17 protein-coding genes and 1 pseudogene are annotated in these 20,464 nt (G+C 70.0%); 7 read left to right on the plus strand and 11 right to left on the minus strand.

The window, feature by feature from the left end; translation table 11 throughout:
* Positions 1–32 precede the first annotated feature (32 nt).
* Positions 33–896, plus strand: coding sequence for a phytoene/squalene synthase family protein (locus ACS5PV_RS25210; RefSeq protein ID WP_455398093.1), 864 nt, complete (start codon positions 33–35; stop codon positions 894–896).
* Between the two features lie 216 nt (positions 897–1,112).
* Here ACS5PV_RS25210 and trmFO read toward each other — a convergent pair whose 3' ends face one another.
* The 5 genes from trmFO to ACS5PV_RS25235 all read right to left on the minus strand — a co-directional run bounded on the left by trmFO (position 1,113) and on the right by ACS5PV_RS25235 (position 8,278).
* Entirely contained in the window at positions 1,113–2,540 is a 1,428-nt protein-coding gene (gene trmFO, locus ACS5PV_RS25215) for a methylenetetrahydrofolate--tRNA-(uracil(54)-C(5))-methyltransferase (FADH(2)-oxidizing) TrmFO (protein WP_455398094.1), read from the minus strand.
* A gap of 203 nt (positions 2,541–2,743) precedes the next feature.
* Positions 2,744–2,893: a DUF1127 domain-containing protein gene (locus tag ACS5PV_RS25220; RefSeq protein WP_455398095.1), complete on the minus strand. Its 150-nt coding sequence runs from the start codon at positions 2,891–2,893 to the stop codon at positions 2,744–2,746.
* 659 nt (positions 2,894–3,552) lie between these two features.
* Positions 3,553–4,524 (minus strand): S1C family serine protease, encoded by a 972-nt coding sequence (locus ACS5PV_RS25225; RefSeq protein ID WP_455398096.1) that lies wholly within the window; start codon positions 4,522–4,524, stop codon positions 3,553–3,555.
* Between the two features lie 82 nt (positions 4,525–4,606).
* Positions 4,607–7,603, minus strand: coding sequence for an excinuclease ABC subunit UvrA (uvrA, locus tag ACS5PV_RS25230; RefSeq protein ID WP_455398097.1), 2,997 nt, complete (start codon positions 7,601–7,603; stop codon positions 4,607–4,609).
* 210 nt (positions 7,604–7,813) lie between these two features.
* Positions 7,814–8,278: an Lrp/AsnC family transcriptional regulator gene (locus tag ACS5PV_RS25235; protein WP_455398098.1), complete on the minus strand. Its 465-nt coding sequence runs from the start codon at positions 8,276–8,278 to the stop codon at positions 7,814–7,816.
* 166 nt (positions 8,279–8,444) lie between these two features.
* On the opposite strand from ACS5PV_RS25235, the gene ACS5PV_RS25240 reads away from it, so the two are divergent.
* Positions 8,445–9,455, plus strand: a complete 1,011-nt coding sequence (locus ACS5PV_RS25240) for a 1-aminocyclopropane-1-carboxylate deaminase (RefSeq protein ID WP_455398165.1) — start codon at positions 8,445–8,447, stop codon at positions 9,453–9,455.
* 182 nt (positions 9,456–9,637) lie between these two features.
* On the opposite strand, the gene rplS is transcribed toward ACS5PV_RS25240, so the two are convergent.
* Positions 9,638–10,036, minus strand: coding sequence for a 50S ribosomal protein L19 (rplS, locus tag ACS5PV_RS25245; protein ID WP_093567864.1), 399 nt, complete (start codon positions 10,034–10,036; stop codon positions 9,638–9,640).
* Positions 10,037–10,303: 267 nt separating this feature from the next.
* Here rplS and ACS5PV_RS25250 point away from each other — a divergent pair, with 267 nt between their 5' ends.
* Positions 10,304–10,591, plus strand: a complete 288-nt coding sequence (locus tag ACS5PV_RS25250; protein WP_455398099.1) for a GCG_CRPN prefix-to-repeats domain-containing protein — start codon at positions 10,304–10,306, stop codon at positions 10,589–10,591.
* A gap of 193 nt (positions 10,592–10,784) precedes the next feature.
* Here the strand turns inward: ACS5PV_RS25250 and ACS5PV_RS25255 are convergent, their stop codons facing one another.
* The gene (locus tag ACS5PV_RS25255; protein WP_455398100.1) at positions 10,785–11,411 is read right to left on the minus strand and encodes a TetR/AcrR family transcriptional regulator; all 627 of its coding nucleotides are present in this window, start codon (positions 11,409–11,411) and stop codon (positions 10,785–10,787) included.
* Positions 11,412–11,505: 94 nt separating this feature from the next.
* Positions 11,506–11,703, minus strand: a complete 198-nt coding sequence (locus ACS5PV_RS25260) for a hypothetical protein (protein ID WP_455398101.1) — start codon at positions 11,701–11,703, stop codon at positions 11,506–11,508.
* 168 nt (positions 11,704–11,871) lie between these two features.
* Here ACS5PV_RS25260 and ACS5PV_RS25265 point away from each other — a divergent pair, with 168 nt between their 5' ends.
* Positions 11,872–12,438 (plus strand): glutathione peroxidase, encoded by a 567-nt coding sequence (locus ACS5PV_RS25265; RefSeq protein WP_455398102.1) that lies wholly within the window; start codon positions 11,872–11,874, stop codon positions 12,436–12,438.
* Positions 12,439–12,459: 21 nt separating this feature from the next.
* Here ACS5PV_RS25265 and ACS5PV_RS25270 read toward each other — a convergent pair whose 3' ends face one another.
* The 3 genes from ACS5PV_RS25270 to ACS5PV_RS25280 all read right to left on the minus strand — a co-directional run bounded on the left by ACS5PV_RS25270 (position 12,460) and on the right by ACS5PV_RS25280 (position 17,040).
* Positions 12,460–14,274 carry an NADPH-dependent assimilatory sulfite reductase hemoprotein subunit gene (locus ACS5PV_RS25270; protein ID WP_455398103.1) on the minus strand — a complete coding sequence of 605 codons (1,815 nt, stop codon included), beginning with the start codon at positions 14,272–14,274 and terminating at the stop codon, positions 12,460–12,462.
* 390 nt (positions 14,275–14,664) lie between these two features.
* Positions 14,665–16,440, minus strand: a complete 1,776-nt coding sequence (locus tag ACS5PV_RS25275) for a diflavin oxidoreductase (RefSeq protein ID WP_455398104.1) — start codon at positions 16,438–16,440, stop codon at positions 14,665–14,667.
* Between the two features lie 108 nt (positions 16,441–16,548).
* Positions 16,549–17,040: an Lrp/AsnC family transcriptional regulator gene (locus ACS5PV_RS25280; RefSeq protein WP_455398105.1), complete on the minus strand. Its 492-nt coding sequence runs from the start codon at positions 17,038–17,040 to the stop codon at positions 16,549–16,551.
* Between the two features lie 213 nt (positions 17,041–17,253).
* Between ACS5PV_RS25280 and ACS5PV_RS25285 the strand changes: the two genes are divergently transcribed.
* The 3 genes and pseudogenes from ACS5PV_RS25285 to cysN form a co-directional block, all read left to right on the plus strand.
* Entirely contained in the window at positions 17,254–18,087 is an 834-nt protein-coding gene (locus ACS5PV_RS25285) for a phosphoadenylyl-sulfate reductase (protein WP_455398106.1), read from the plus strand.
* Complete coding sequence (cysD, locus tag ACS5PV_RS25290; RefSeq protein ID WP_455398107.1) at positions 18,084–19,019, plus strand: sulfate adenylyltransferase subunit CysD; 936 nt, start codon at positions 18,084–18,086, stop codon at positions 19,017–19,019. Before ACS5PV_RS25285 ends, cysD begins: the two co-directional genes overlap by 4 nt.
* Positions 19,019–20,431, plus strand: a pseudogene (cysN, locus tag ACS5PV_RS25295) (sulfate adenylyltransferase subunit CysN); the annotation flags it as partial. The gene cysD and the pseudogene cysN, both read left to right, overlap by 1 nt.
* Between the last annotated feature and the right edge of the window lie 33 nt (positions 20,432–20,464).

Consider the following 20,464-nt stretch of genomic DNA (forward strand, 5'->3'; position numbering starts at 1 on the left):
CGCAATGAACCAGACGCGATGAGCCCGACCCGATGAGCCAGCCCGAGACGCGGGATCCGGCCTGGGCCTACGCCCATTGCGAGGCCCTGGTGCGCGAGGGCGACCCGGATCGCTGGTACGCCAGCCTCTACGCCCCGGCCGACACGCGCCCGCACCTCCACGCGCTCGCCGCCTTCAGCCTGGAGGTGGCGCGGGTGCGCGAGGCTGTGTCGAGCCCGATGCCAGGGGAACTGCGCCTGCAATGGTGGCGCGACGCGCTCCAGGGCGAGGCGCGGGGCGACGTGCGCGCCCATCCGGTCGCCGCCGCCCTCGACGACACCCTGGTCAAGGCGCGCCTGCCGCGCCAGCCGCTGGTCGATCTCATCGACGCGCGGGTGTTCGATCTCTACGACGACCCGATGCCCTCGACCGGCGACCTCGAAGGCTATTGCGGCGAGACCGCCTCCTGCCTGATCCGTCTCGGCAGCCTGATCCTGGCGAACGGCTCCGAGCCCGGGGGTGCCGCGGCCGCGGGCCATGCCGGCGTCGCCTACGCGGTGACGGGCCTGCTGCGGGCGCTGCCCTGGCACGCCCGGCGCGGCCAGGTCTACCTGCCGGCCGACGTGCTCAAGGCCCACGGCGTCACCCGCGAGGACATCGTCGCGGGGCGGGGAGGGCCGGGGCTGCTCGGCGCCTGCGCCGACATGCGCGCCCTGGTGCGCCGCCACCTCGCGGCCTATGCGGCGGAGCGCGCGACCATCGCGACGGTGGCCGCCCCGGCCTTCCTGCCGGTGGCGCTCGTCGAGGGTTACCTCGCGCGGATGGAGCGGCCGGGCTACGACCCGCTGGCGAGCGTGGTCGACGTGCCGAACTGGCGCCGGATCTGGCGGCTGTGGCGGGCGGCGCGGTCGGTGTAATCCCCCGACGCCTCCCACTCTCCACGTCATCCCGGGGCTCGCCGCAGGCGAGAACCCGGGATCCATAACCGCTGACGCTCTAGGATCAAGCGAACGGCGTGCCGCTTCATCCGGCATAGTCAGCGTTTATGGATCCCGGGTTCCGCTGCGCGGCCCCGGGATGACCCGGAGGGTATAGGGACCGTCAAGCCCTCTCCTGGCCCGCGGTCCAACCCGCTACTCCGCCGCGGCCGGCAGCGGCGCCGGCTCCTCGCCGAGCCATTCGCTCAGCGCGCCGCGAGCCCGATCGGTCATCGCCCGCTTCTTGGCCTGCGCCTTCTCGGAACCCCGCAGGCGCTTGCCGTCCGGGGCCTTCGGCGCCCGGTCGAGGGGCGGGAAGAGGCCGAAATTGACGTTCATCGGCTGGAACGAGCGCGGCGCGCCCTCGTCCTCGGCCGAGACGTGGCCGCCGGTGATGTGCCCGATGAGGGCTCCGAGCGCCGTCGTGACGGGAAGAGGCTCCAGCGTGCGGCCCTGGCGCTCGGCGGCGGCGAAGCGGCCGGCCATCAGGCCGATCGCGGCGCTCTCGACGTAGCCCTCGCAGCCGGTGATCTGGCCTGCGAAGCGCAGGCGCGGCGCGGCCTTGAGGCGCAGGGTGGCATCGAGCAGGCGCGGGCTGTCGAGGTAGGTGTTGCGGTGCAGACCGCCGAGCCGCGCGAACTCGGCGGTCTCCAGCCCCGGGATGGTGCGGAAGACCCGGACCTGCTCGGCGTGGCGCAGCTTCGTCTGGAAGCCGACCATGTTGTAGAGGGTGCCGAGCGCATTGTCCTGGCGCAGCTGGACGATGGCGTAGGCTTTGACCGTCGGGTTGTGCGGGTTGGTCAACCCGAACGGCTTCATCGGCCCGTGGCGCAGGGTCTCGGGGCCGCGCTCGGCCATCACCTCGATCGGCAGGCAGCCGTCGAAGTACGGCGTCGAGGCCTCCCACTCCTTGAACGAGGTCTTCTCGCCCTCGATCAGCGCCGTGATGAAGGCGGCGTATTGCTCGCGGTCGAGCGGGCAGTTGATGTAGTCGGCGCCCGTCCCGCCCGGGCCGACCTTGTCGTAGCGGGACTGGAACCACGCCTTGCCCATGTCGATCGAGTCGCGGTGCACGATCGGCGCGATGGCGTCGAAGAAGGCGAGCGATTCGGCACCGGTGAGGCCGCGGATGCCCTCGGCGAGGCCGGGCGCGGTGAGCGGGCCCGTCGCCACGATCACGCTGTCCCAGGATTCCGGCGGCAGGCCGTCGACCTCCTCGCGGGCGATGCTGACGTTCGGATGCGCCTCGAGCGCCGCCGTGACCGCCCGGCTGAACCCTTCGCGGTCCACCGCCAGCGCGCCGCCGGCCGGCACCTGGTTGGCGTCGCCGCAAGACATGATCAGCGAGCCGAGACGGCGCATCTCCTGGTGCAGCAGCCCGACCGCATTCTGCTCCGCGTCGTCGGAGCGGAACGAGTTCGAGCAGACGAGTTCGGCGAGGCCGTCGGTCTGGTGCGCCTCGGTGCCGCGCAGGGGCCGCATCTCGTGCAGCACGACGGGCAGGCCGGCCTCGGCGATCTGCCAGGCGGCCTCGGAGCCGGCGAGGCCACCGCCGACGACGTGAATGGGATCTGATCCGGACATGACGCGGCATATCGGATCAAGCGCCGTCGATGCAACACCGGCGGATCGATGCGAGTGGCCGGATGCAAGGGTCCGGACAAGCGAACGCCCGCCGGGAGGGGCGGGCGCGCGAGACGATGGCCGGCCACAGGGGGCTTCGATCGACTTGAGGTACGCAGAACTCGGGTACTCGGTACGCGGTGACTGTTTACGCGTGTCGAGGCTTACGCGACCGAGCGGGCGATGCCCTGGATCTCGAAGCGGCTGATGCCGAGATCGTCGAGCTCGCGGTCGGACAGACGCGACAGCTCGTGGACGGTCTCGCGGTAGCGGAGGTAGGAGCGGACCTTGCTGAGGATGAGGGAGACGAACATCGGATTTGACCTCTGTGCGGGCAGCCGGTGCGAACCGTTTCGGCACCGCCTGCCTGCTTCTGTTGCAACGCACCATATGGGAAATGGCTGCGCTGGTGGGAGGAGGGGTCGGGTAAGCCAGCTATGCGCGATTCACATGCACCGCGCAGGGAATCGTCAACCATCCCCCGTGCCCGCCGATTTGGCAGCACTCTGGCGCATGAAGCCCAGGGATTCCGGGCATTTAGGCATTATGCTGCACACGCGAAGGGCCGGGCTGCGGAGCCGGCCGGCACTGGGGTGCGGCGGTGCAGGGCGCAGGGACTGGGCAGTCGGTGGCGATCCGGTGTGCAGCGCGGCGACGGGTACTTCCTGAGCCGGCTCTTGAGGCACGAGTGAAACAGAACGAGGCTCGGGTTTCCCCCTCCCCCCTCTGGGGGGGTGGGTGGCGCGCGGAGCGAGCCGGGAGAGGGGCAGCGCGACGCTGTTCCAGGTGCCTCCCTCACGACGGCTCCGCCATACCCGGAAGCGGCGTCCCCTCTCCCGCCCGGCGCACGAGTGCTTCGCACTCGCAGCCGGGCACCCTCCCCCGCAGAGGGGGGAGGGGGAAACCCGCGCCATTCCTTTTCCCGGGCAGCGCTCGCCGCTGGCGCGGAGGGACGGCTTCGAAAAGCCCGCCCTCAGTGCAGCCGCGGCGCCACCAGGAAGGTCGAGCGGTCCGCCGAGACCACCGGAATGCTCAGGGTGCGCCCGTCGCGATGCACGGTGAGCGGGACGGTGACGCCGGCGGGGCCGAGCGCCCAGACCGCGCGCAGAAAGCCTGCGAGGTCGCCGACCTCGGTCTGGCCCACCGCCATGAGGATGTCGCCGGCGCGCAGGTCGGCAGTCTCGGCCGGGGCGCGGGGGGAGAGGCCCATCACCACGACCTGGTCGTCCATCTCGGTGGCGTAGAGGCCGAGCCAGGGCCGCGGCGGGCCGGCGACCCGGCCGAGGGTGGTGAGGTCGTGCAGGATCGGCTTCAGCAGGTCGATCGGCACCGCCATGTTGATGGGGCGGCTGTCGCGGCCGCCCTGCTGGAGCTGGAGCGAGCCGATGCCGGTCAACTCGCCCGCCGGGCCGATCAGCGCCGCGCCGCCCCAGTGCGGGTGCGAGGGCGCGGTGAAGATCGCGTCGTCGAGGAGGTATTCCCAGTAGCCGGCGAATTCCTGCCGGGCCACCACCTCGGCGGCGACCGCCCGCGAGCGCCCGCCGGCACCGGCCATCACCAGCCGGTCGCCGATGCGCAAGGAGTCGGCGCTGCCGAGCGGCAGATGCGGCAGGTCGAGGCGGCCGAGGGCCTGCACCAGGCCGAAGCCGGTGGCGGCGTCGTAGCCGACGACGTGGCCCGGCGCGGTGCGCCCGTCATGGGCGGTGAGCCAGACGCTCTCGGCCTCGGTGATGAGGTAGCCGATGGTCAGCACCAGCCCGTCCTCGCCGATCAGGACGCCGTTGCCGGCCCGCTCGGTGCCGAGGATCTCGGCGGTGTAGGCGCCGTCCGGCACCCGCGAGGACAGGGCGACGACCGCGGTGAGCGTCTGGTCGAGGTCGTAGGAATAGGCGGCCGGGCGGGGCTGCACCGCGGAGGGGATCTTCCAGTCGCCGGGCGCCGCCATGATGGTCTCCTGCCGGGGCCCCGTGCCCCGTGCCGTGTCGTGCTCCCGTTATAGGTCGCGGCGGCGCTCTCGACAGGCGCTCCTATTCCGCCGCCTGCTTGCGGGCTGCCGGCTTGCGGGTCCGCGGCGCCTTCGCGGCCGCCGGGGCCGGCTTCGCCCCCACGGGCCGCCGGGCCAGAACCTCGCACAGGAAGCGGCCGGTATGGCTCGCCTCCGACCCCGCGATGTCCTCCGGCGTGCCTTGCGCCACGATCACGCCGCCGCCGTCGCCGCCCTCGGGGCCCATGTCGATCACCCAGTCGGCGGTCTTGATGACCTCGAGGTTGTGCTCGATCACCACGACGCTGTTGCCCTGGTCGACGAGCTCGTGCAGCACCTCCATCAGCTTGGCGACGTCGTGGAAGTGCAGGCCGGTGGTCGGCTCGTCGAGGATGTAGAGGGTGCGCCCGGTGGCGCGCTTCGACAATTCCTTCGACAGCTTCACTCGCTGCGCCTCGCCGCCCGAGAGGGTCGTGGCCTGCTGGCCGACCCGGACGTAGCCGAGGCCCACCCGGGCCAGGGTCTCGAGCTTCTCGCGGATCGCCGGCACCGCCTTGAACAGCTCGGCCGCCTCCTCGACCGTCATGTCGAGCACGTCGGCGATCGAGCGCTCGCGGTACTTCACCTCCAGGGTCTCGCGGTCGTAGCGCTTGCCCTTGCAGACGTCGCAGGTGACGTAGACGTCGGGCAGGAAGTGCATCTCGATCTTGATGACGCCGTCGCCCGAGCACGCCTCGCAGCGCCCGCCCTTGACGTTGAACGAGAACCGGCCCGGCTGGTAGCCCCGCGCCTTGGCCTCGGGCAGGCCCGCGAACCAGTCGCGGATCGGCGTGAAGGCGCCGATATAGGTGGCGGGGTTCGAGCGCGGGGTGCGGCCGATCGGGGACTGGTCGATGTCGATGACCTTGTCGAGGTGCTCCAGCCCCTCGATGCGGTCGTGGGGGGCGGGGTGCTCGAGCGCCCCGTTCAGCTTGCGCGCCACCGCCTTGTAGAGCGTGTCGACGACGAGGGTCGACTTGCCGCCGCCGGAGACGCCGGTGATGCAGGTGAAGGTGCCGAGCGGGATCTCGGCGGTCACGTCCTTCAGGTTGTTGCCCCGCGCACCGACGAGGCGCAGCATCTGCGGCTCGGGCTCGCCGGCCTTGGCGGCCGGGTTGCGCTTGGCCTTGCGCCGGCTCTTCGGCACCCGCACCGAGAGGGCGCCGGTGAGGTACTTGGCGGTGAGCGAGTTCGGGTCGGCGAGCAGTTCCGGTGGCGTGCCTTGCGCCACGATCTGCCCGCCATGGATGCCGGCGCCGGGCCCGACATCGACGACGTAGTCGGCCTGGAGGATCGCGTCCTCGTCGTGCTCGACCACGATCACCGAGTTGCCGAGGTCGCGCAGGCGCTTCAGCGTGCCGAGCAGGCGCTCGTTGTCGCGCTGGTGCAGGCCGATCGAGGGCTCGTCGAGGACGTAGAGCACCCCGGTCAGCCCCGAGCCGATCTGCGAGGCGAGCCGGATGCGCTGGCTCTCGCCGCCCGACAGTGAGCCCGAGCCGCGGGCAAGCGTCAGGTATTCGAGCCCGACATCGACCAGGAAGGTCAGCCGGTCGCGGATCTCCTTGAGGATGCGGGCCGCGATCTCGTTGTGCTTAGCTGACAGATGCCCGGGCAGCTCGCCGAACCAGCGGTGCGCGTCGCGCACCGCGAGCACGGTCGCGTCGCCGATGTCGGAGCCCGCGATCTTCACCGCCAGCGCCTCGGGCTTGAGCCGCTTGCCCTTGCAGGCCGAGCACGGCGTCTCGCCCATGAACCGGCCGATGTCTTCCCGCGCCGCGTCGCTGTCGGTCTCCTTGTAGCGCCGCTCCAGGTTCGGGATCACGCCCTCGAAGGGCTTGGAGACCTCGTAGGCGCGCAGGCCGTCGTTGTAGGCAAAGCGCACCTCGTCGCCGTCCGAGCCATAGAGCACGACCTGGCGGGCGGCCGCGGTGAGCTTTCCCCACGGCGTGTCGGTGCGGAAGCGGTAGTGACGCGCCAGAGCCTCCAGGGTCTGGCCGTAATAGGGCGAGGTCGATTTCGCCCACGGCGCGACGGCGCCGCGCGACAGGCTCAAGGCCTCGTCGGCGATGACGAGCGTCGGGTCGATCCGCATCTCGTGGCCGATGCCGCCGCAGGTCGGGCAGGCACCGAAGGGGTTGTTGAACGAGAACAACCTCGGCTCGATCTCCGGAATCGTGAAGCCGGAGACCGGGCAGGCGAAGCGCGACGAGAAGGTGATGGGGTCGGGCGCCTCGCCCTCCTCGGGAGTGTCGGCGAAGGTCACCACCGCAATGCCGTCGGCCAACTCCAGCGCGGTCTCGAACGAATCGGCGAGCCGCGAGGCCATGTCGGCCCGCACCACGATCCGGTCGACCACCACGTCGATGTCGTGCTTGAGCTTCTTGTCGAGCTTCGGCACGTCGTCGATGGCGTAGTACTCGCCGTCGACGCGCAGGCGCTGGAAGCCCTTCTTCTGGAACTCGGCGATCTCCTTGCGGTACTCGCCCTTGCGACCGCGCACCACCGGGGCGAGCAGGTAGAGCCGGGTCTTCTCCGGCAGCGCCAGCACCCGGTCGACCATCTGGCTGACGGTCTGGCTCTCGATCGGCAGGCCGGTCGCCGGCGAGTACGGGATGCCGACCCGCGCCCACAGGAGGCGCATGTAGTCGTAGATCTCCGTGACGGTGCCGACCGTCGAGCGCGGGTTCTTCGAGGTGGTCTTCTGCTCGATCGAGATCGCCGGCGACAGCCCGTCGATCTGGTCGACGTCGGGCTTCGACATCATCTCGAGGAACTGGCGCGCATAGGCCGAGAGCGACTCGACGTAGCGGCGCTGCCCCTCGGCGTAGATGGTGTCGAAGGCGAGCGACGACTTGCCCGAACCCGACAGGCCGGTGAACACCACCAGCTTGTCGCGCGGGATCGTCAGGTCGACGTTCTTCAGGTTGTGCTCGCGGGCGCCCCGCACCGCAATCACGCGCGCTTCCGCGGAACGGTCGAAGAGCTTGTCGAGAGAGGCCATGCAGACGGGCTCCGGGCCGGCGGTGCGACGGCCAGGCTTGACGGGATCGGGGACCGGCCGGGCGCCCGCGATGCCGAGAACCCTGTCGACCGTGTGGTGACCAGATGGGGCCGACCCTGCGGATAACCAGATGGGCTCCCGGGCCGGGGCTCCGGGTAAGTCTTCGGCAAGGATTAGAACAAACTGCGTACAGCGGCAACCGCCGGGTTCTCACAAGCTGAGCGGCGCGTTGTCGATCACCTCCTTCATGACGAAGAAGGTCCGGGTCTGGCGCACGCCGGGCAGGGCGATCAGGATCTCGCTGTGCATCCGGTTGAAGTCGGCCATGTCGCAGACGCGGATCTTGAGGAAGTAGTCGAAGTCGCCGGCAACGAGGTGGCAGTCGAGCAGCGTCGGCATGGCGAGCGCCGCCGCCTCGAAGGCCGAGAAGGCCTCCGGCGTCGAGCGGTCGAGCACGACGCCGACCAGCACCAGCGAGCCGCGCCCGACCTTGCCCGGCGTCACCACGGCGCGCACGCCGCGAAGATACCCTTCGTCGAACAGGCGCTGGGTGCGGCGGTGGCAGGTCGCCGGGCTGGTGTTGACGCGCTTGGCCAGCTCGGCGTTGCCGATCCGGCCATCCTCTTGCAGCAGACGGAGAATTTTCAGGTCGATGCGGTCGAGCCCGTCGGGCATGAAAGATCCTTCCGCGCAGGAGTTCGTTTCCGGAAGGGTGTAGCACATCGTGCCGACGTGCGGGCCGCCGGGTGCCAAAGATCGCGCAAGTTCGAGAGCACCTTCCGCCTGGGGCCTGCTACAACCATCCCAGCTTCCACACGGGACCCCGGCGATGACCCAATCGATGCTGTCGCAGTTCGAGCGCTACCCCCTGACCTTCGGCCCGACCCCGATCGAGCACCTGCCGCGCCTGACCGCGCATCTCGGCGGCGACGTCGAGATCTACGCTAAGCGCGAGGACTGCAATTCCGGGCTGGCCTACGGCGGCAACAAGCTGCGCAAGCTCGAGTACATCGTGCCGGACGCGATCGCCTCGAACGCCGACACCCTGGTGTCGATCGGCGGCGTGCAGTCCAACCACACCCGCATGGTGGCGGCGGTGGCGGCCAAGATCGGTATGAAGTGCCGGGTGATCCAGGAAGCCTGGGTGCCGCACGAGGACGCGGTCTACGACCGGGTCGGCAACATCATGCTGACGCGGATCATGGGCGCCGAATCGCAGCTCGTCGACGAGGGCTTCGACATCGGCATCCGCGACAGCTGGAAGCAGGCGATCGAGGACGTCAAGGCGAAGGGCGGCAAGCCCTACGCGATCCCCGCCGGCGCCTCGGTGCATAAGTTCGGCGGCCTCGGCTACGTCGGCTTCGCGGAAGAGGTCCGCAAGCAGGAAGCCGAGATGGGCATCCACTTCGACTACATCGTGGTCTGCACGGTGACCGGCTCGACCCATGCCGGCATGGTGGTCGGCTTCAAGCCCGACGGCCGCGCCAGCAAGGTCATCGGCATCGACGCCTCCTGCACCCCGGCCCAGACGAGGGCGCAGGTGCTCGAGATCGCCCGCAACACCTCGGCGCTGGTCGGCGCCGGCGAGATCACCGAGGACGACGTGGTGATCAAGGAGGACTACGCCTACCCGGTCTACGGCGTGCCGTCGAAGGAGACGGTGGAGGCGATCCGCCTCGCGGCCCGGCTCGAGGCGATGATCACCGACCCGGTCTACGAGGGCAAGTCGATGCAGGGCATGATCGACCTCGTCCAGAAGGGCTTCTTCCCCAAGGGCTCGAAGGTTCTCTACGCCCATCTCGGCGGCGCGCCGGCGCTCAACGGCTACAGCTACACCTTCCGCAACGGGTGAGCGGACGTCCGGCGGCCGTTCGTCGAACGGTACCCGGACCCGACAGCCACCGGGTCATCCCGGGTTCCGCCTTCGCGGCCCCGGGATGACGTGGACTGTCCAGCAAGCCGTGAGACGCGAAAAGGCCGCCTCGACCCGCAAGGGGAGGCGGCCTCGTCCGTTTCGCGAAATGCGAAGAACTCTTACTCCGCGGCGGCGGGCTTCTTGGTCTTGCCCTTCTCGGCGCCGCGCTCGGCGCGCTCGGCGATGCGGGCCGACTTGCCGCGGCGATCGCGCAGGTAGTACAGCTTGGCGCGACGCACCTTGCCGCGACGGACCACCTTGATCGAGTCGATGTTCGGCGAGTAGATCGGGAAGACGCGCTCGACGCCCTCGCCGTACGAGATCTTGCGGACGGTGAAGCTCTCGTTGATGCCGCCGCCGGAACGGGCGATCACGACGCCCTCGTAGGCCTGGACGCGGCTGCGCTCGCCTTCCTTCACCTTGACGTTCACGATGACCGTGTCGCCGGGCTCGAAGTCGGGGATGGTCTTGTTGAGCTGAGCGATCTGCTCCTGCTCGAGCTGCTGGATGATGTTCATCGGTCAAACTCCTGCCGTCGCCGCCGCGTCCCGGGATGGGATCCGGCGTCAGGATTTCGGCGTCCTGTTGTGAGTTGCCGGCTCCTTACAGGAACCGCCGCGGCTTGTCGACACGCGTCGACCCGGGATTTTCCGGCCCGATCCCGGCCGGTCGGCGGAACCGGCCGGCGGGCACCGTGTTGCTTCGGCTCGGTGCGGCGCCGGCCCCCGGTGCCGGCCGCCCCGAGGACTGAACACGTCCGAGGACCACACGGAGGACCATCCACCATGCTGATGCGTTGGAAGCTCGCCGGTCTCGCTGCCCTGGCGTTCGGCGGTCTCGCGGCCGCGCCTGCGAGCGCCGCCCCAGCCGGGCCCGGCCTCGCCGGCCTGCTCGCCCCCGAGGCGCCGGTGACGCAGGTCGCCCAGGGCTGCGGCCCGGGCTTCGCCCGCGGGCCCTACGGCCGCTGCCGGCCGATGTACGGCCGCCCGTTCTACGGTCCGCCGCGGGTCTATGGCCGCCGTTGCTTCGTCCGTCCGACGCCGTACGGACCGCGCCGGATCTGCCGCTTCTGACCGGCGACGCGTGACCTCGGGCGGGGCTCCTGCGGGATCCCCGCCTCGGGCCAAAAGCCGATGCGCCGTGCCGGTAGTCCTGCGACCGATCTTCTGGAGCACGTCACGATCGCGTTGCAGTCGCGAAGCTCTCCAAGTCCTTGTTTTGCCGCATACCTTCGACGAACCGGGATCCATTTCGTCGGACAACGCTCTAAGCGCTGCGCCCCGCCTTCAGCGCTCCCATCAGGAACGCGATCATCGCGTCGAGCGCTGGCACGAAATCCTCCGGGCACTGCACCACCAGCACCGGATGGCAGAAGCGCACGATCGCCGTATGGACGCAGCGCGCCGCCACCGCCGGGTCCTCGATCGCGAACTCGCCCCGGGCGAGACCGTCGGCGATCACGCGCTCCAGCACGGCGGTGATCCGGTCGACGTGATGGCGGCAGACGTCCCAGCTCTCCGACATCGCCGCCTCGATCATCTCGTGCATGCGCGGATGGCCGGTGAAGCGTCCGACGGCGTCGTGGTGCAGGAAGACGATGATCTCGCGCAAGCGGGCTTCGGCGGGAAGGCCGGGCCGATCGGCGAGGCCTGCGATCTGAGCCTCGACCTCGCCGATGAGGCGAGCGACCACCGCCTCGTTGATCGCCTTCTTCGAGTCGAAGAACCGGTAGACGTTGGCCGGGCTCATCCGCAACGTCTTGGCGATGTCGGCCACCGTGGTCTTCTGGTAGCCGATCTCGCGAAAGAATCGCTCCGCCGTCGCCAGGATGCGGCAGCGGGTCGTGGGCGACGTTTCCTCGACCGGTGAGGGTGCGGACAGGGCAGGGATCATCCGCAAAGCCTATCGTGCTGATCCTGTGCGGGTCAAAAGGCACCGGCGACCTTCGCGCCGGGTGTGGCATCTGCGTCACCCGGCACGAGGCGGATCAGGAGCCGAACTGCGAGCCCAGCCGCTCCAGGTACTCGGCGAGATCGACGCCGCCGACCTTCTTGCCGTAATCGAACCGCATGCCGGGCCGGATCGCCACGCTCTCGCGGGTGGTCGTCAGCGTGACCGGTCGGGTGCAGACCCAGGCCCCGTCGCGGCGATGCTCGAAACAGTTCAGGATCTCGTGCCCGCCCATATCCGTTCTCCCGGTCAATCCTGCCGGACAACGTGACAGTCGGGGGGAAGTTCACGGGAAGTTGCATCCGCCCGCCGGACTTGGCGCAAGCTTGACCATGCGCCGCCGCTTGCGCTCCTCCGGCGCCGGGGGGACAATCGCGCGAGTTCCGTTGAGGGAGGCACCCCGATGCCGGTCGTCCGCCGCGAGGCCCTGTTCCTGATCGCCGGCGCGGTCGCCGTGCCGGCCCGGGCTGCGCCGCTCCAGAGCGGCGCGACCGCCTCGGCCTTCAGCTTCGCCAAGCCCGAGGGCGGCAGCCTGGCGCTGGCCGAGCTTGCCGGCAAGCCGATCCTGGTGGTCAACACCGCGACCGCCTGCGGCTACGCCCCGCAATTCTCAGGCTTGCAGCAGCTCTGGACCCGGTTCGGCCCGCGCGGGCTGACGGTGATCGCGGTGCCGTCGCCGGATTTCGGGCACCAGGAACCCCTCGACGGGGTGGCGATCGCCGAGGCCGCGCGCAAGAACCACGGCGTCACCTTCCCGGTGGTCGCCAAGACCAGCGTGACGGGCCCCCAGGCGCACCCGTTCTACCGCTGGGCCGCCGCCGAGAAGCCGGCCGAGACCCCGCGCTGGAACTTCCACAAGTATCTGGTCGGCCGCGACGGCCACGTGGCCGCCGTCTTCGCGACGCCGGTCGAGCCGACCGATCCGCGGGTGATCGCGGCGATCGTCAGGGAGCTGGACGCGGCGGGGTAGGCGGCCCCGCCGCGGCGCTGATCAGGCCACCGCCTTCTGCGCACCGGTCTGCGCGTGGAAGTCCGGCCCGTTGCCGGTCTTCGCCACGTAGCCGGCGCGGATGACGAAGTCGCCGAAGCGCTCGCCCTTCTGGCGATCCTTGGCGTAGGCGGCAAAGAGCGGGTCGAGCTTCGGGCGGATGTCGGCGGCCGTGACGTCCTCGGCGTAGAGCTTGCTCAGCCGCGAGCCGTCGAAGGCGGCGCCGAGATAGAGGTTGTAGCGCTCGGGGCCGCGGCCGACGAGGCCGATCTCGGCGATGAACGGGCGGGCGCAGCCGTTCGGGCAGCCGGTCATCCGGATGGTGATGTCGTCATCAGACAGGCCGTGGGAGGCCAGGCTCTCCTCGAGCTCGTCGATCAGGCTCGGCAGGTAGCGCTCGCTCTCGGCGAGAGCCAGCCCGCAGGTCGGCAGCGCCACGCAGGCGAGGCTGTTGCGGCGCAGAGCGCCCGCCCCGGTGGTGAGGCCGTATTCCTGCACCAGCGCGTCGATCTCCGCCTTCCTGTCCGCCGGGACGTTGGCGATGATGACGTTCTGGTTGCCGGTGAGACGGAAATCGCCCTGGTGGACCTCGGCGATGCGGCGAAGCCCCGCGAGGAATTGCGGCCCGCCCTCGACGTCCTTGATCCGGCCCGACGGCACGTAGAGCGTCAGGTGGTGCTTGCCGTCGTCGCCGGCGACCCAGCCGTAGCGGTCGCCGTTGCCCGTGAAGGTGAACGGCTTCGGGTCCTGGAAGGCGCGGCCGACCCGCTTCTCGACCTCGGCGCGGAAGGCCTTCAGGCCGTAGCGCTCGATCGTGTACTTCAGGCGGGCGTTCTTGCGGACGTTGCGGTTGCCCCAGTCGCGCTGCACGGTCATCACCGCCTCGGCGACCTTGAGGGCGTATTCCGGCTCAGCAAACAGCATCACGTCGGCGGTGCGCGGGAAGGTGTCGGTCTCGCCGTGGGTCATGCCCATGCCGCCGCCGACGGTGACATTCCAGCCCGTCACCTTGCCCTTCTTGTCGAGGATCGCGATGAAGCCGAGGTCGTGGGCGTAGACGTCGACCTCGTTGGAGGGCGGCACCGCCACGATGGTCTTGAACTTCCGCGGCAGGTAGGTCTTGCCGTAGACCGGCTCGACCTCGGCCGCGTCCTCGCCGCCGACCACGCGCTCGCCGTCGAGCCAGATCTCGCGCCAGGCATTGGTCTTCGGCAGCAGGCTGTCGGAGATGTCCTTCGCCAGCTTGTAGGCCGCCTCGTGGGCACCCTTCTGGGCCGGGTTCGTCGCCGCCATCACGTTGCGGTTGACGTCGCCGCAGGCCGCGATCGTGTCGAGCAAGGCCGAATCGATCGCCGCCATCGTGCGCTTGAGGTTCGACTTGATGACGCCGTGGTACTGGAAGGTCTGGCGCGTCGTCGCGCGCAGGGTGCCGTTGGCGTAGGTGCGGGCGATCTCGTCGAGGATCAGCCACTGCTTCGGGGTCACGACGCCGCCGGCGATGCGCAGGCGGATCATGAAGGAATACGCCTTGTCGAGCTTCTTCTTGGTGCGCTCGGCCCGCAGGTCGCGGTCGTCCTGCAGGTACATCCCGTGGAACTTCACGAGCTGCCCGTCATCGTCGGAGATCGCGCCGGTCGCGTTCTTCAGGAGCCCTTCCGCCAGGGTGCCGCGCAGGTAGCCGCTGGCGATCTTGATGTGCTCGTTGGCCGAGAGCTTGGCGGCGCGCGCCGCCTCCGCCTCGGTGATCGGGCGCTCGGTCGGCGGCGTCTCGTAGACGCGCTCGGCGGTGGAAGAGTCGGCGGTCTTGTGGTCGGCCATGGGAGTGATGTCCGTTCGGGCGCCGGGTCCGGCGCATCATCTACCAGCGTCTCCGACGCCTGACAGCACCGAATGAGACGCGAGGACCCCTCTCGGGTGGGAGGGGCAGGGGTGAGGGTATGACGCCTCGGAACTGGTTATCGGCGAAGAGCCGATCCGTTACCGGACCCGGCTCCCTTATCCTCTCCCCGCGGGCGGCTGACGCAGCAAACCCAATCCCGGTTTGGCTGTTCTCGCCCTGCGGAGGGAGCGCGCCTCTCCTCCCCCTTGTGGGGAGGAGTTGGAGGTGGGGGTGGTGCAGGATGGAGCGCCGCGCTCTACGCGGCACCACCCCCACCCCTACCCCTCCCCGCAAGGGGGAGGGGAAATCGCACCCGGCGGTAAGGTTCTCTAGTACACGTCCTGCTGGTAGCGGTGGCTGCGCTCCAGGCCGGCGACAGCCGCTTCCGCGGCCGCGGCATCCAGGCCCTTCACGTCGGCGAAAGCCCGCACCAGAGCCGCCCGCACGTCCTTCGCCATCGCCTTGGCGTCGCCGCAGACGTAGAAATGGGCGCCGCCATCGAGCCAGGACACCAGCTCGCGCCGCTGCTCCCAGATCCGGTCCTGGACGTAGATTTTTTCCGGCTGGTCGCGGGAGAAGGCGACGTCGATGCGCTTGAGCGACCCGTCCTCCAGCGCTTCCTGCCACTCGAGCTGGTACAGGAAGTCGTGGGTGAAGTGGCGGTCACCGAAGAACAGCCAGTTGCGGCCGGGCGCCTCGGTGGCGCGGCGCTCCTGCACGAAGGCGCGGAACGGCGCCACGCCGGTGCCGGGGCCGACCATGACGACGTCGGTCGCCGGATCCTTCGGCAGGCGGAAATGCTTGTTCGGCTTCACCCGCACCCGCAGCTTGGCGCCGGTGCGGATCCGGTCGGCGACGTGGACCGAGGCGACGCCGGTGCGGGGGCGGTCGTGGGTGGTGTAGCGCACCGCCGCGATGGTGAGGTGGGCCTCGTCGCCGACCTCGGCCCGCGAGGAGGCGATCGAGTAGGCCCGCGGCGGCAGCGGCCGGGTGATGTCGGTGAGGGCTTGAGCCGAGAGCTTGGCCGGGTAGGTCTCGATCAGGTCGATCAGGTGCCGGCCCTCGATCCAGGCCCGGACCTCGTTCGAGTCGATCAGGCAGCGCGCCTCCTCGTGGCCGGTGGCCTTGACGAAGCGCTCGACCGTCGCGGCCGACAGGGTGGTGATGTCGCGCTCGGCGAGCAGCGCCTGGCGCAAGGCGGCGTCGCCCTCGAGGCCCGCGGCCTTGAGGATCTGGTCGACCAGCGCCGGGTCGTTCTCGGGATAGAGCTCCAGCGAGTCGCCGGGCTCGTAGGGAGGGGCGCCGTCCTCGAAGGCGAGCGCCAGGTGGATCGTCTCCTTGTCGGAGCGCGAGGAGTTCAGGTTGACGTGCTCGATCACCTCGACGGTGACCGGCTCGCGGCTGACCTCGGCGTCCTCGTCGGCGCCGGCCGTGCGAGCGAAATCGACCGCCACGACGTTGCCGGCGGGCTCCGCCGGGGCCAGCGCCTTGAGGGCATCCTTGATCCAGGCGGCGGCCGGCTTGTCGAAGTCGAGGTCGCAATCGATCCTCGGCAGCACGCGCTTGGCGCCCAGCGCCTCGAAGCGCTCGTCGAGGCGTTTTCCGATGGCGCAGAACTCGGCGTAGGAGGTGTCGCCGAGCGCCAGCACGCCGAACTCGACCCCGTCGAGGCGCGGCGCGCCCTCGCCCATGATCTCGCCGTAGGCCCGCACGGCCCGGGCCGGCGGCTCGCCCTCGCCCCAGGTGGCGGCGATGACGACCACGCGCTTCTCACGCCCGAGAGTCGCCACGTCGAGGTCGGCGAAGTCGACGACCTTCGGCTTGAAGCCGCTCTTGCGCGCGAGCTTGGAGACGTCGCCGGCGAGCTTCTCCGAGTTGCCCGACTCGCTGGCGAACAGGATCGTCAGCGGCTCGGCGGCCCGCGGCGGGGCGGCCGGGGCGGGCGCCTCGGCGGCGGCCGTGCCGCCGGCGGCGTCGAGGCCGGCGAGGAAGCCCGCCAGCCACGCCCGCTGGAGCGCGGTCGTGGAGCCGAGGGCGGCATCGAGATGGGCCCGCTCGGCGTCGCCGAAGGGAGCCGTGCGGGGAAGAAGCGCGGGGCGAGACATGCCCGCACAGATGTGCCCACGCCGCGCCGGAGTCAACCGAAATGTTCTTTTTGAAGAACGGGCCCGCGGGAGATCATCGCTATCGTCCGCAAGCCCGGAAAGAGAATATTATTTTCCGCCGGCCGCGAGAGGCTGGACAAAGGGTGCTGTCGGGAGCGGCAACGCAGTGGTGCTCTTCACCTTCTCCATGGCGAACCGCGACGTCACGTTCTTCAGGGGCAGCACCGCGATGAGGCGCTTGTAGAAGGTGTCGTAGGCCTGCATGTCCGCCACCACGACGCGCAGCATGTAATCCACGTCGCCGGCCATGCGGTAGAATTCCAGCACCTCGGGCATCCCCGATACGGTGGCGGCGAAGCGCTCCAGCCACTCGCGGGAATGGTCGCTGGTCTCGATCGAGACGAAGACCGTTAACCCCAATCCCAGTTTGACGGGATCGAGCACCGCCACCCGGCGGTCGATCACCCCGTCGGCTTCGAGGCGCTGGATGCGCTTCCAGCACGGGGTCTGCGACAGGCCGACGCGCTCCCCGATCTGCGCGATCGACAGGGTGGCGTCGTTCTGGAGCAGGGCGAGGATCTTCAGATCGATGGCATCCACTGCGCGGCTCCGATTCTGGAGAAGATTCTTTCAAGGATGACCCTCGGGCAGGGAACGGAATTGCTACCGGACCGTTGGCCGGGTCGCGAATATCCCGAGATCGCGGCGTGCGGCTGACGAAAAACACCGGGACCGCACCCCAGCCATGCCTTGACAGTGTTCGGTATAGCGAACAGTTACCCCCTCACACAAGCAGCCAATCCCGGGCTCTCCATGACCTCTCCCCTCGACCGCGCGGCGCAGGAGCTGGCCGCGCGCCTGCGTCCCCTCGCCCTGCCGGAGCGCCTCGCGCTGATCGACGCGACGGTGGACGGCCGCCTGGTCTTCACCACGAGCTTCGGTCTCGAGGATCAGGCGCTCACCCACGCGCTGCGCATGGCGAAGTCGCGCGCCGAGATCGTGACGCTCGATACCGGCCGGCTCTTCCCCGAGACCTACGACGTCTGGGCCGAGACGGAGGCCGCGTACAATTTCCGCATCCGCGCCTACGTGCCCGAGCGCGAGGCCGAGGAGCGCTTCGTCAGCGAGGCCGGCATCAACGGCTTTCGTCACTCGGTGGCGGCGCGCCAGGCCTGCTGCGGCTTTCGCAAGGTCGAACCGCTCGGCCGCGCGCTGACTGGGGCCGCCGGCTGGCTCACGGGCCTGCGCGCCGGGCAGTCGGCGAACCGCGCCGAGACCCCGCTCGCGGAGGCCGACCACGCCCGCGGGCTCCTCAAGCTCAACCCGCTCGCCGACTGGACCCGCGAGGCCCTGGCCGAGCTGATCCACCAGAACTACGTGCCCTACAACGTGCTGCACGACCGCGGCTTCCCGTCGATCGGCTGCGCGCCCTGTACCCGCGCGGTGAAGCTCGGCGAGCCCGAGCGGGCCGGCCGCTGGTGGTGGGAGCAGGCGGGCAAGCAGGAATGCGGCCTGCACGTTCCCGGCGCCCCCGGCCAAAAAATCCCCACCGGTCAAGAGATCCGGCCGGGGCAGGAGCCCCGCGCCTTCGAGCCGGCCTCGACCGGCCCATCCTCCCCATCATCCAACCCGGAGCTGGTCGCATGAGCGCCGCCCTCAAAGTCCGGACCGACGGCCTCGACCGCCTGACCCACCTCCAGCGCCTGGAGGCCGAGAGCATCCACATCATGCGGGAGACGGTCGCCGAGACCGAGAACCCGGTGATGCTGTACTCGATCGGCAAGGACTCCTCGGTCCTGCTGCACCTGGCGCTCAAGGCCTTCGCGCCGGGCCGGCTGCCGTTCCCGCTGCTCCACGTCGACACGACCTGGAAGTTCCGCGAGATGATCGCGTTTCGCGACCAGCGCGCCAAGGAGCTCGGCCTGGATCTCATTGTCCACACCAACCCGGACGGGCTCGCCCGCGGCATCGGGCCGGTGAGCCACGGCTCCGAGGTCCATACCGACGTGATGAAGACCCAGGCCCTGCGCCAGGCCCTCGACAAGCACAAGTTCGACGCGGCCTTCGGCGGCGCGCGCCGCGACGAGGAGGCCTCGCGTGCCAAGGAGCGCATCGTGAGCTTGCGCACCGCCCAGCACCGCTGGGACCCGAAGCGCCAGCGCGCCGAGCCCTGGCACCTCTACAATATGCGCAAGCAGCGCGGTGAATCTTTACGCGTCTTCCCGCTGTCGAACTGGACCGAGCTCGATATCTGGCTCTACATCGAGCAGGAGAACATCCCGATCGTGCCGCTCTACTTCGCGGCCGAGCGCCCGGTGGTGAGCCGCGACGGGCAGCTGATCATGGTGGACGACGAGCGCCTGCCTCTGAACCCCGGCGAGACGCCCGAGACGCGCCTGGTGCGGTTCCGGACGCTCGGCTGCTACCCGCTGACCGGGGCGGTGGAGAGCGACGCCGCGACCCTGCCAGAGATCATCGGCGAGACGCTGGCCGCCCGCACCTCCGAGCGGCAGGGCCGCGTGATCGACAAGGACGGCGCCGGCGCCATGGAGCGCAAGAAGCAGGAAGGCTACTTCTGATGACCGTGCACCAATCCACCCGCGCCTTCGGCTACGAGGCGTTCCTCGCCGCCCACCAGCGCAAGGAAGTGCTGCGCTTCATCACCTGCGGCTCGGTCGATGACGGCAAGTCGACCCTGATCGGGCGCCTGCTGCACGACACCAAGCAAATCTTCGACGACCAGGTCAGCGCGCTGGAGCGCGACTCGCGCCGCCACGGAACCCGCGGGGGTGAACTCGACCTGGCGCTCCTCGTCGACGGCCTCCAGGCCGAGCGCGAGCAGGGCATCACCATCGACGTCGCCTACCGGTTCTTCTCGACCGAGCGGCGCTCGTTCATCGTCGCCGACACCCCCGGCCACGTCCAGTACACCCGCAACATGGCGACCGGCGCCTCGACCGCCGAGGTCGCGGTGCTGCTGGTCGATGCCCGCAAGGGTCTGAGCCCGCAGACCCGGCGCCACGCGCTGCTGGTCTCGATGCTCGGCATCCGCCGCGTCGTGCTGGCGGTCAACAAGATGGACCTGATCGGCTGGTCGCAAGACCGGTTCGAGGCGATCGTCGCCGAGTTCGAGGCCTTCGCCAGGGACCTGCACTTCTCCGACGTCACCGGCATCCCGCTCTCGGCGGCGAACGGCGACAACGTCGTGCTGCCGGGTACGGCCGCGCCCTGGTACACCGGCGCGCCGCTGCTCCAGTACCTCGAGGAGGTGCCGGCCCACGTCGAGGAGGAAGCTGCCCCCTTCCGTATGGCGGTGCAGTGGGTCAACCGGCCGAATTCCGACTTCCGCGGCTTCTCGGGGCTGATCGCGTCGTGCGCGGTCGCGGTCGGCGACGCGGTGGTGGTGGCGCCCGCCGGCACCCCCTCCACGGTGGCGCGGATCTACACCTATGACGGCGACCTAGAGCGCGCGATCGCCGGCCAGTCGGTGACCCTGGTGCTCGCCGACGAGGTCGACGCCTCGCGCGGCAGCGTCATCACCGCCGCGGCCCAGCCGCCGATCGTCAGCGATCGGCTCGAGGTTCGGCTGTTCTGGGCCAACGAGGCCGAGCTGAAGCCGGGCGATACCTACCTCGCCAAGGTCGGCACGGTGACGGCGAACGCCGTGGTCGAGGCCGTGCGCGCGCGCATCGACACCGAGACCGGGCAGGGCGTGCCGGCCGAGTCCTTGAGCGCCAACGACATCGGCGACGTGAGCTTGAGCCTCGATCGCAAGGTCGCGGTCGACGCCTACCGCCAGAACCGCGACACCGGCAGCCTGATCCTGATCGACCGGGCGACCACCGACACGGCGGCGCTCGGCCTCGTCCAGGCACCGCGGACTGCTCCGCAGGGCGGCGCGACGACCGAGGCTGCGACGGCCGAGACCAAGGCCGAGCCGGCTCCGACCGGCGGCGGCCTCCTCGGCTCGCTGAAGCGGCTGTTCCGCGGCTCGTCCCTGGCGCTCGTCGCCGGCGCTTCGCTC

The organism is Methylobacterium sp. Gmos1 (assembly GCF_053764715.1).

What these genes read in the sequence shown, in the direction of transcription:
- ACS5PV_RS25210 (WP_455398093.1), top strand. Translation starts at nt 33, where the DNA reads ATGAGCCAGCCCGAGACGCGGGATCCGGCCTGGGCCTACGCCCATTGC.
- trmFO (WP_455398094.1), bottom strand. Translation starts at nt 2,540, where the DNA reads ATGTCCGGATCAGATCCCATTCACGTCGTCGGCGGTGGCCTCGCCGGC.
- ACS5PV_RS25220 (WP_455398095.1), bottom strand. Translation starts at nt 2,893, where the DNA reads ATGTTCGTCTCCCTCATCCTCAGCAAGGTCCGCTCCTACCTCCGCTAC.
- ACS5PV_RS25225 (WP_455398096.1), bottom strand. Translation starts at nt 4,524, where the DNA reads ATGGCGGCGCCCGGCGACTGGAAGATCCCCTCCGCGGTGCAGCCCCGC.
- uvrA (WP_455398097.1), bottom strand. Translation starts at nt 7,603, where the DNA reads ATGGCCTCTCTCGACAAGCTCTTCGACCGTTCCGCGGAAGCGCGCGTG.
- ACS5PV_RS25235 (WP_455398098.1), bottom strand. Translation starts at nt 8,278, where the DNA reads ATGCCCGACGGGCTCGACCGCATCGACCTGAAAATTCTCCGTCTGCTG.
- ACS5PV_RS25240 (WP_455398165.1), top strand. Translation starts at nt 8,445, where the DNA reads ATGCTGTCGCAGTTCGAGCGCTACCCCCTGACCTTCGGCCCGACCCCG.
- rplS (WP_093567864.1), bottom strand. Translation starts at nt 10,036, where the DNA reads ATGAACATCATCCAGCAGCTCGAGCAGGAGCAGATCGCTCAGCTCAAC.
- ACS5PV_RS25250 (WP_455398099.1), top strand. Translation starts at nt 10,304, where the DNA reads ATGCTGATGCGTTGGAAGCTCGCCGGTCTCGCTGCCCTGGCGTTCGGC.
- ACS5PV_RS25255 (WP_455398100.1), bottom strand. Translation starts at nt 11,411, where the DNA reads ATGATCCCTGCCCTGTCCGCACCCTCACCGGTCGAGGAAACGTCGCCC.
- ACS5PV_RS25260 (WP_455398101.1), bottom strand. Translation starts at nt 11,703, where the DNA reads ATGGGCGGGCACGAGATCCTGAACTGTTTCGAGCATCGCCGCGACGGG.
- ACS5PV_RS25265 (WP_455398102.1), top strand. Translation starts at nt 11,872, where the DNA reads ATGCCGGTCGTCCGCCGCGAGGCCCTGTTCCTGATCGCCGGCGCGGTC.
- ACS5PV_RS25270 (WP_455398103.1), bottom strand. Translation starts at nt 14,274, where the DNA reads ATGGCCGACCACAAGACCGCCGACTCTTCCACCGCCGAGCGCGTCTAC.
- ACS5PV_RS25275 (WP_455398104.1), bottom strand. Translation starts at nt 16,440, where the DNA reads ATGTCTCGCCCCGCGCTTCTTCCCCGCACGGCTCCCTTCGGCGACGCC.
- ACS5PV_RS25285 (WP_455398106.1), top strand. Translation starts at nt 17,254, where the DNA reads ATGACCTCTCCCCTCGACCGCGCGGCGCAGGAGCTGGCCGCGCGCCTG.
- cysD (WP_455398107.1), top strand. Translation starts at nt 18,084, where the DNA reads ATGAGCGCCGCCCTCAAAGTCCGGACCGACGGCCTCGACCGCCTGACC.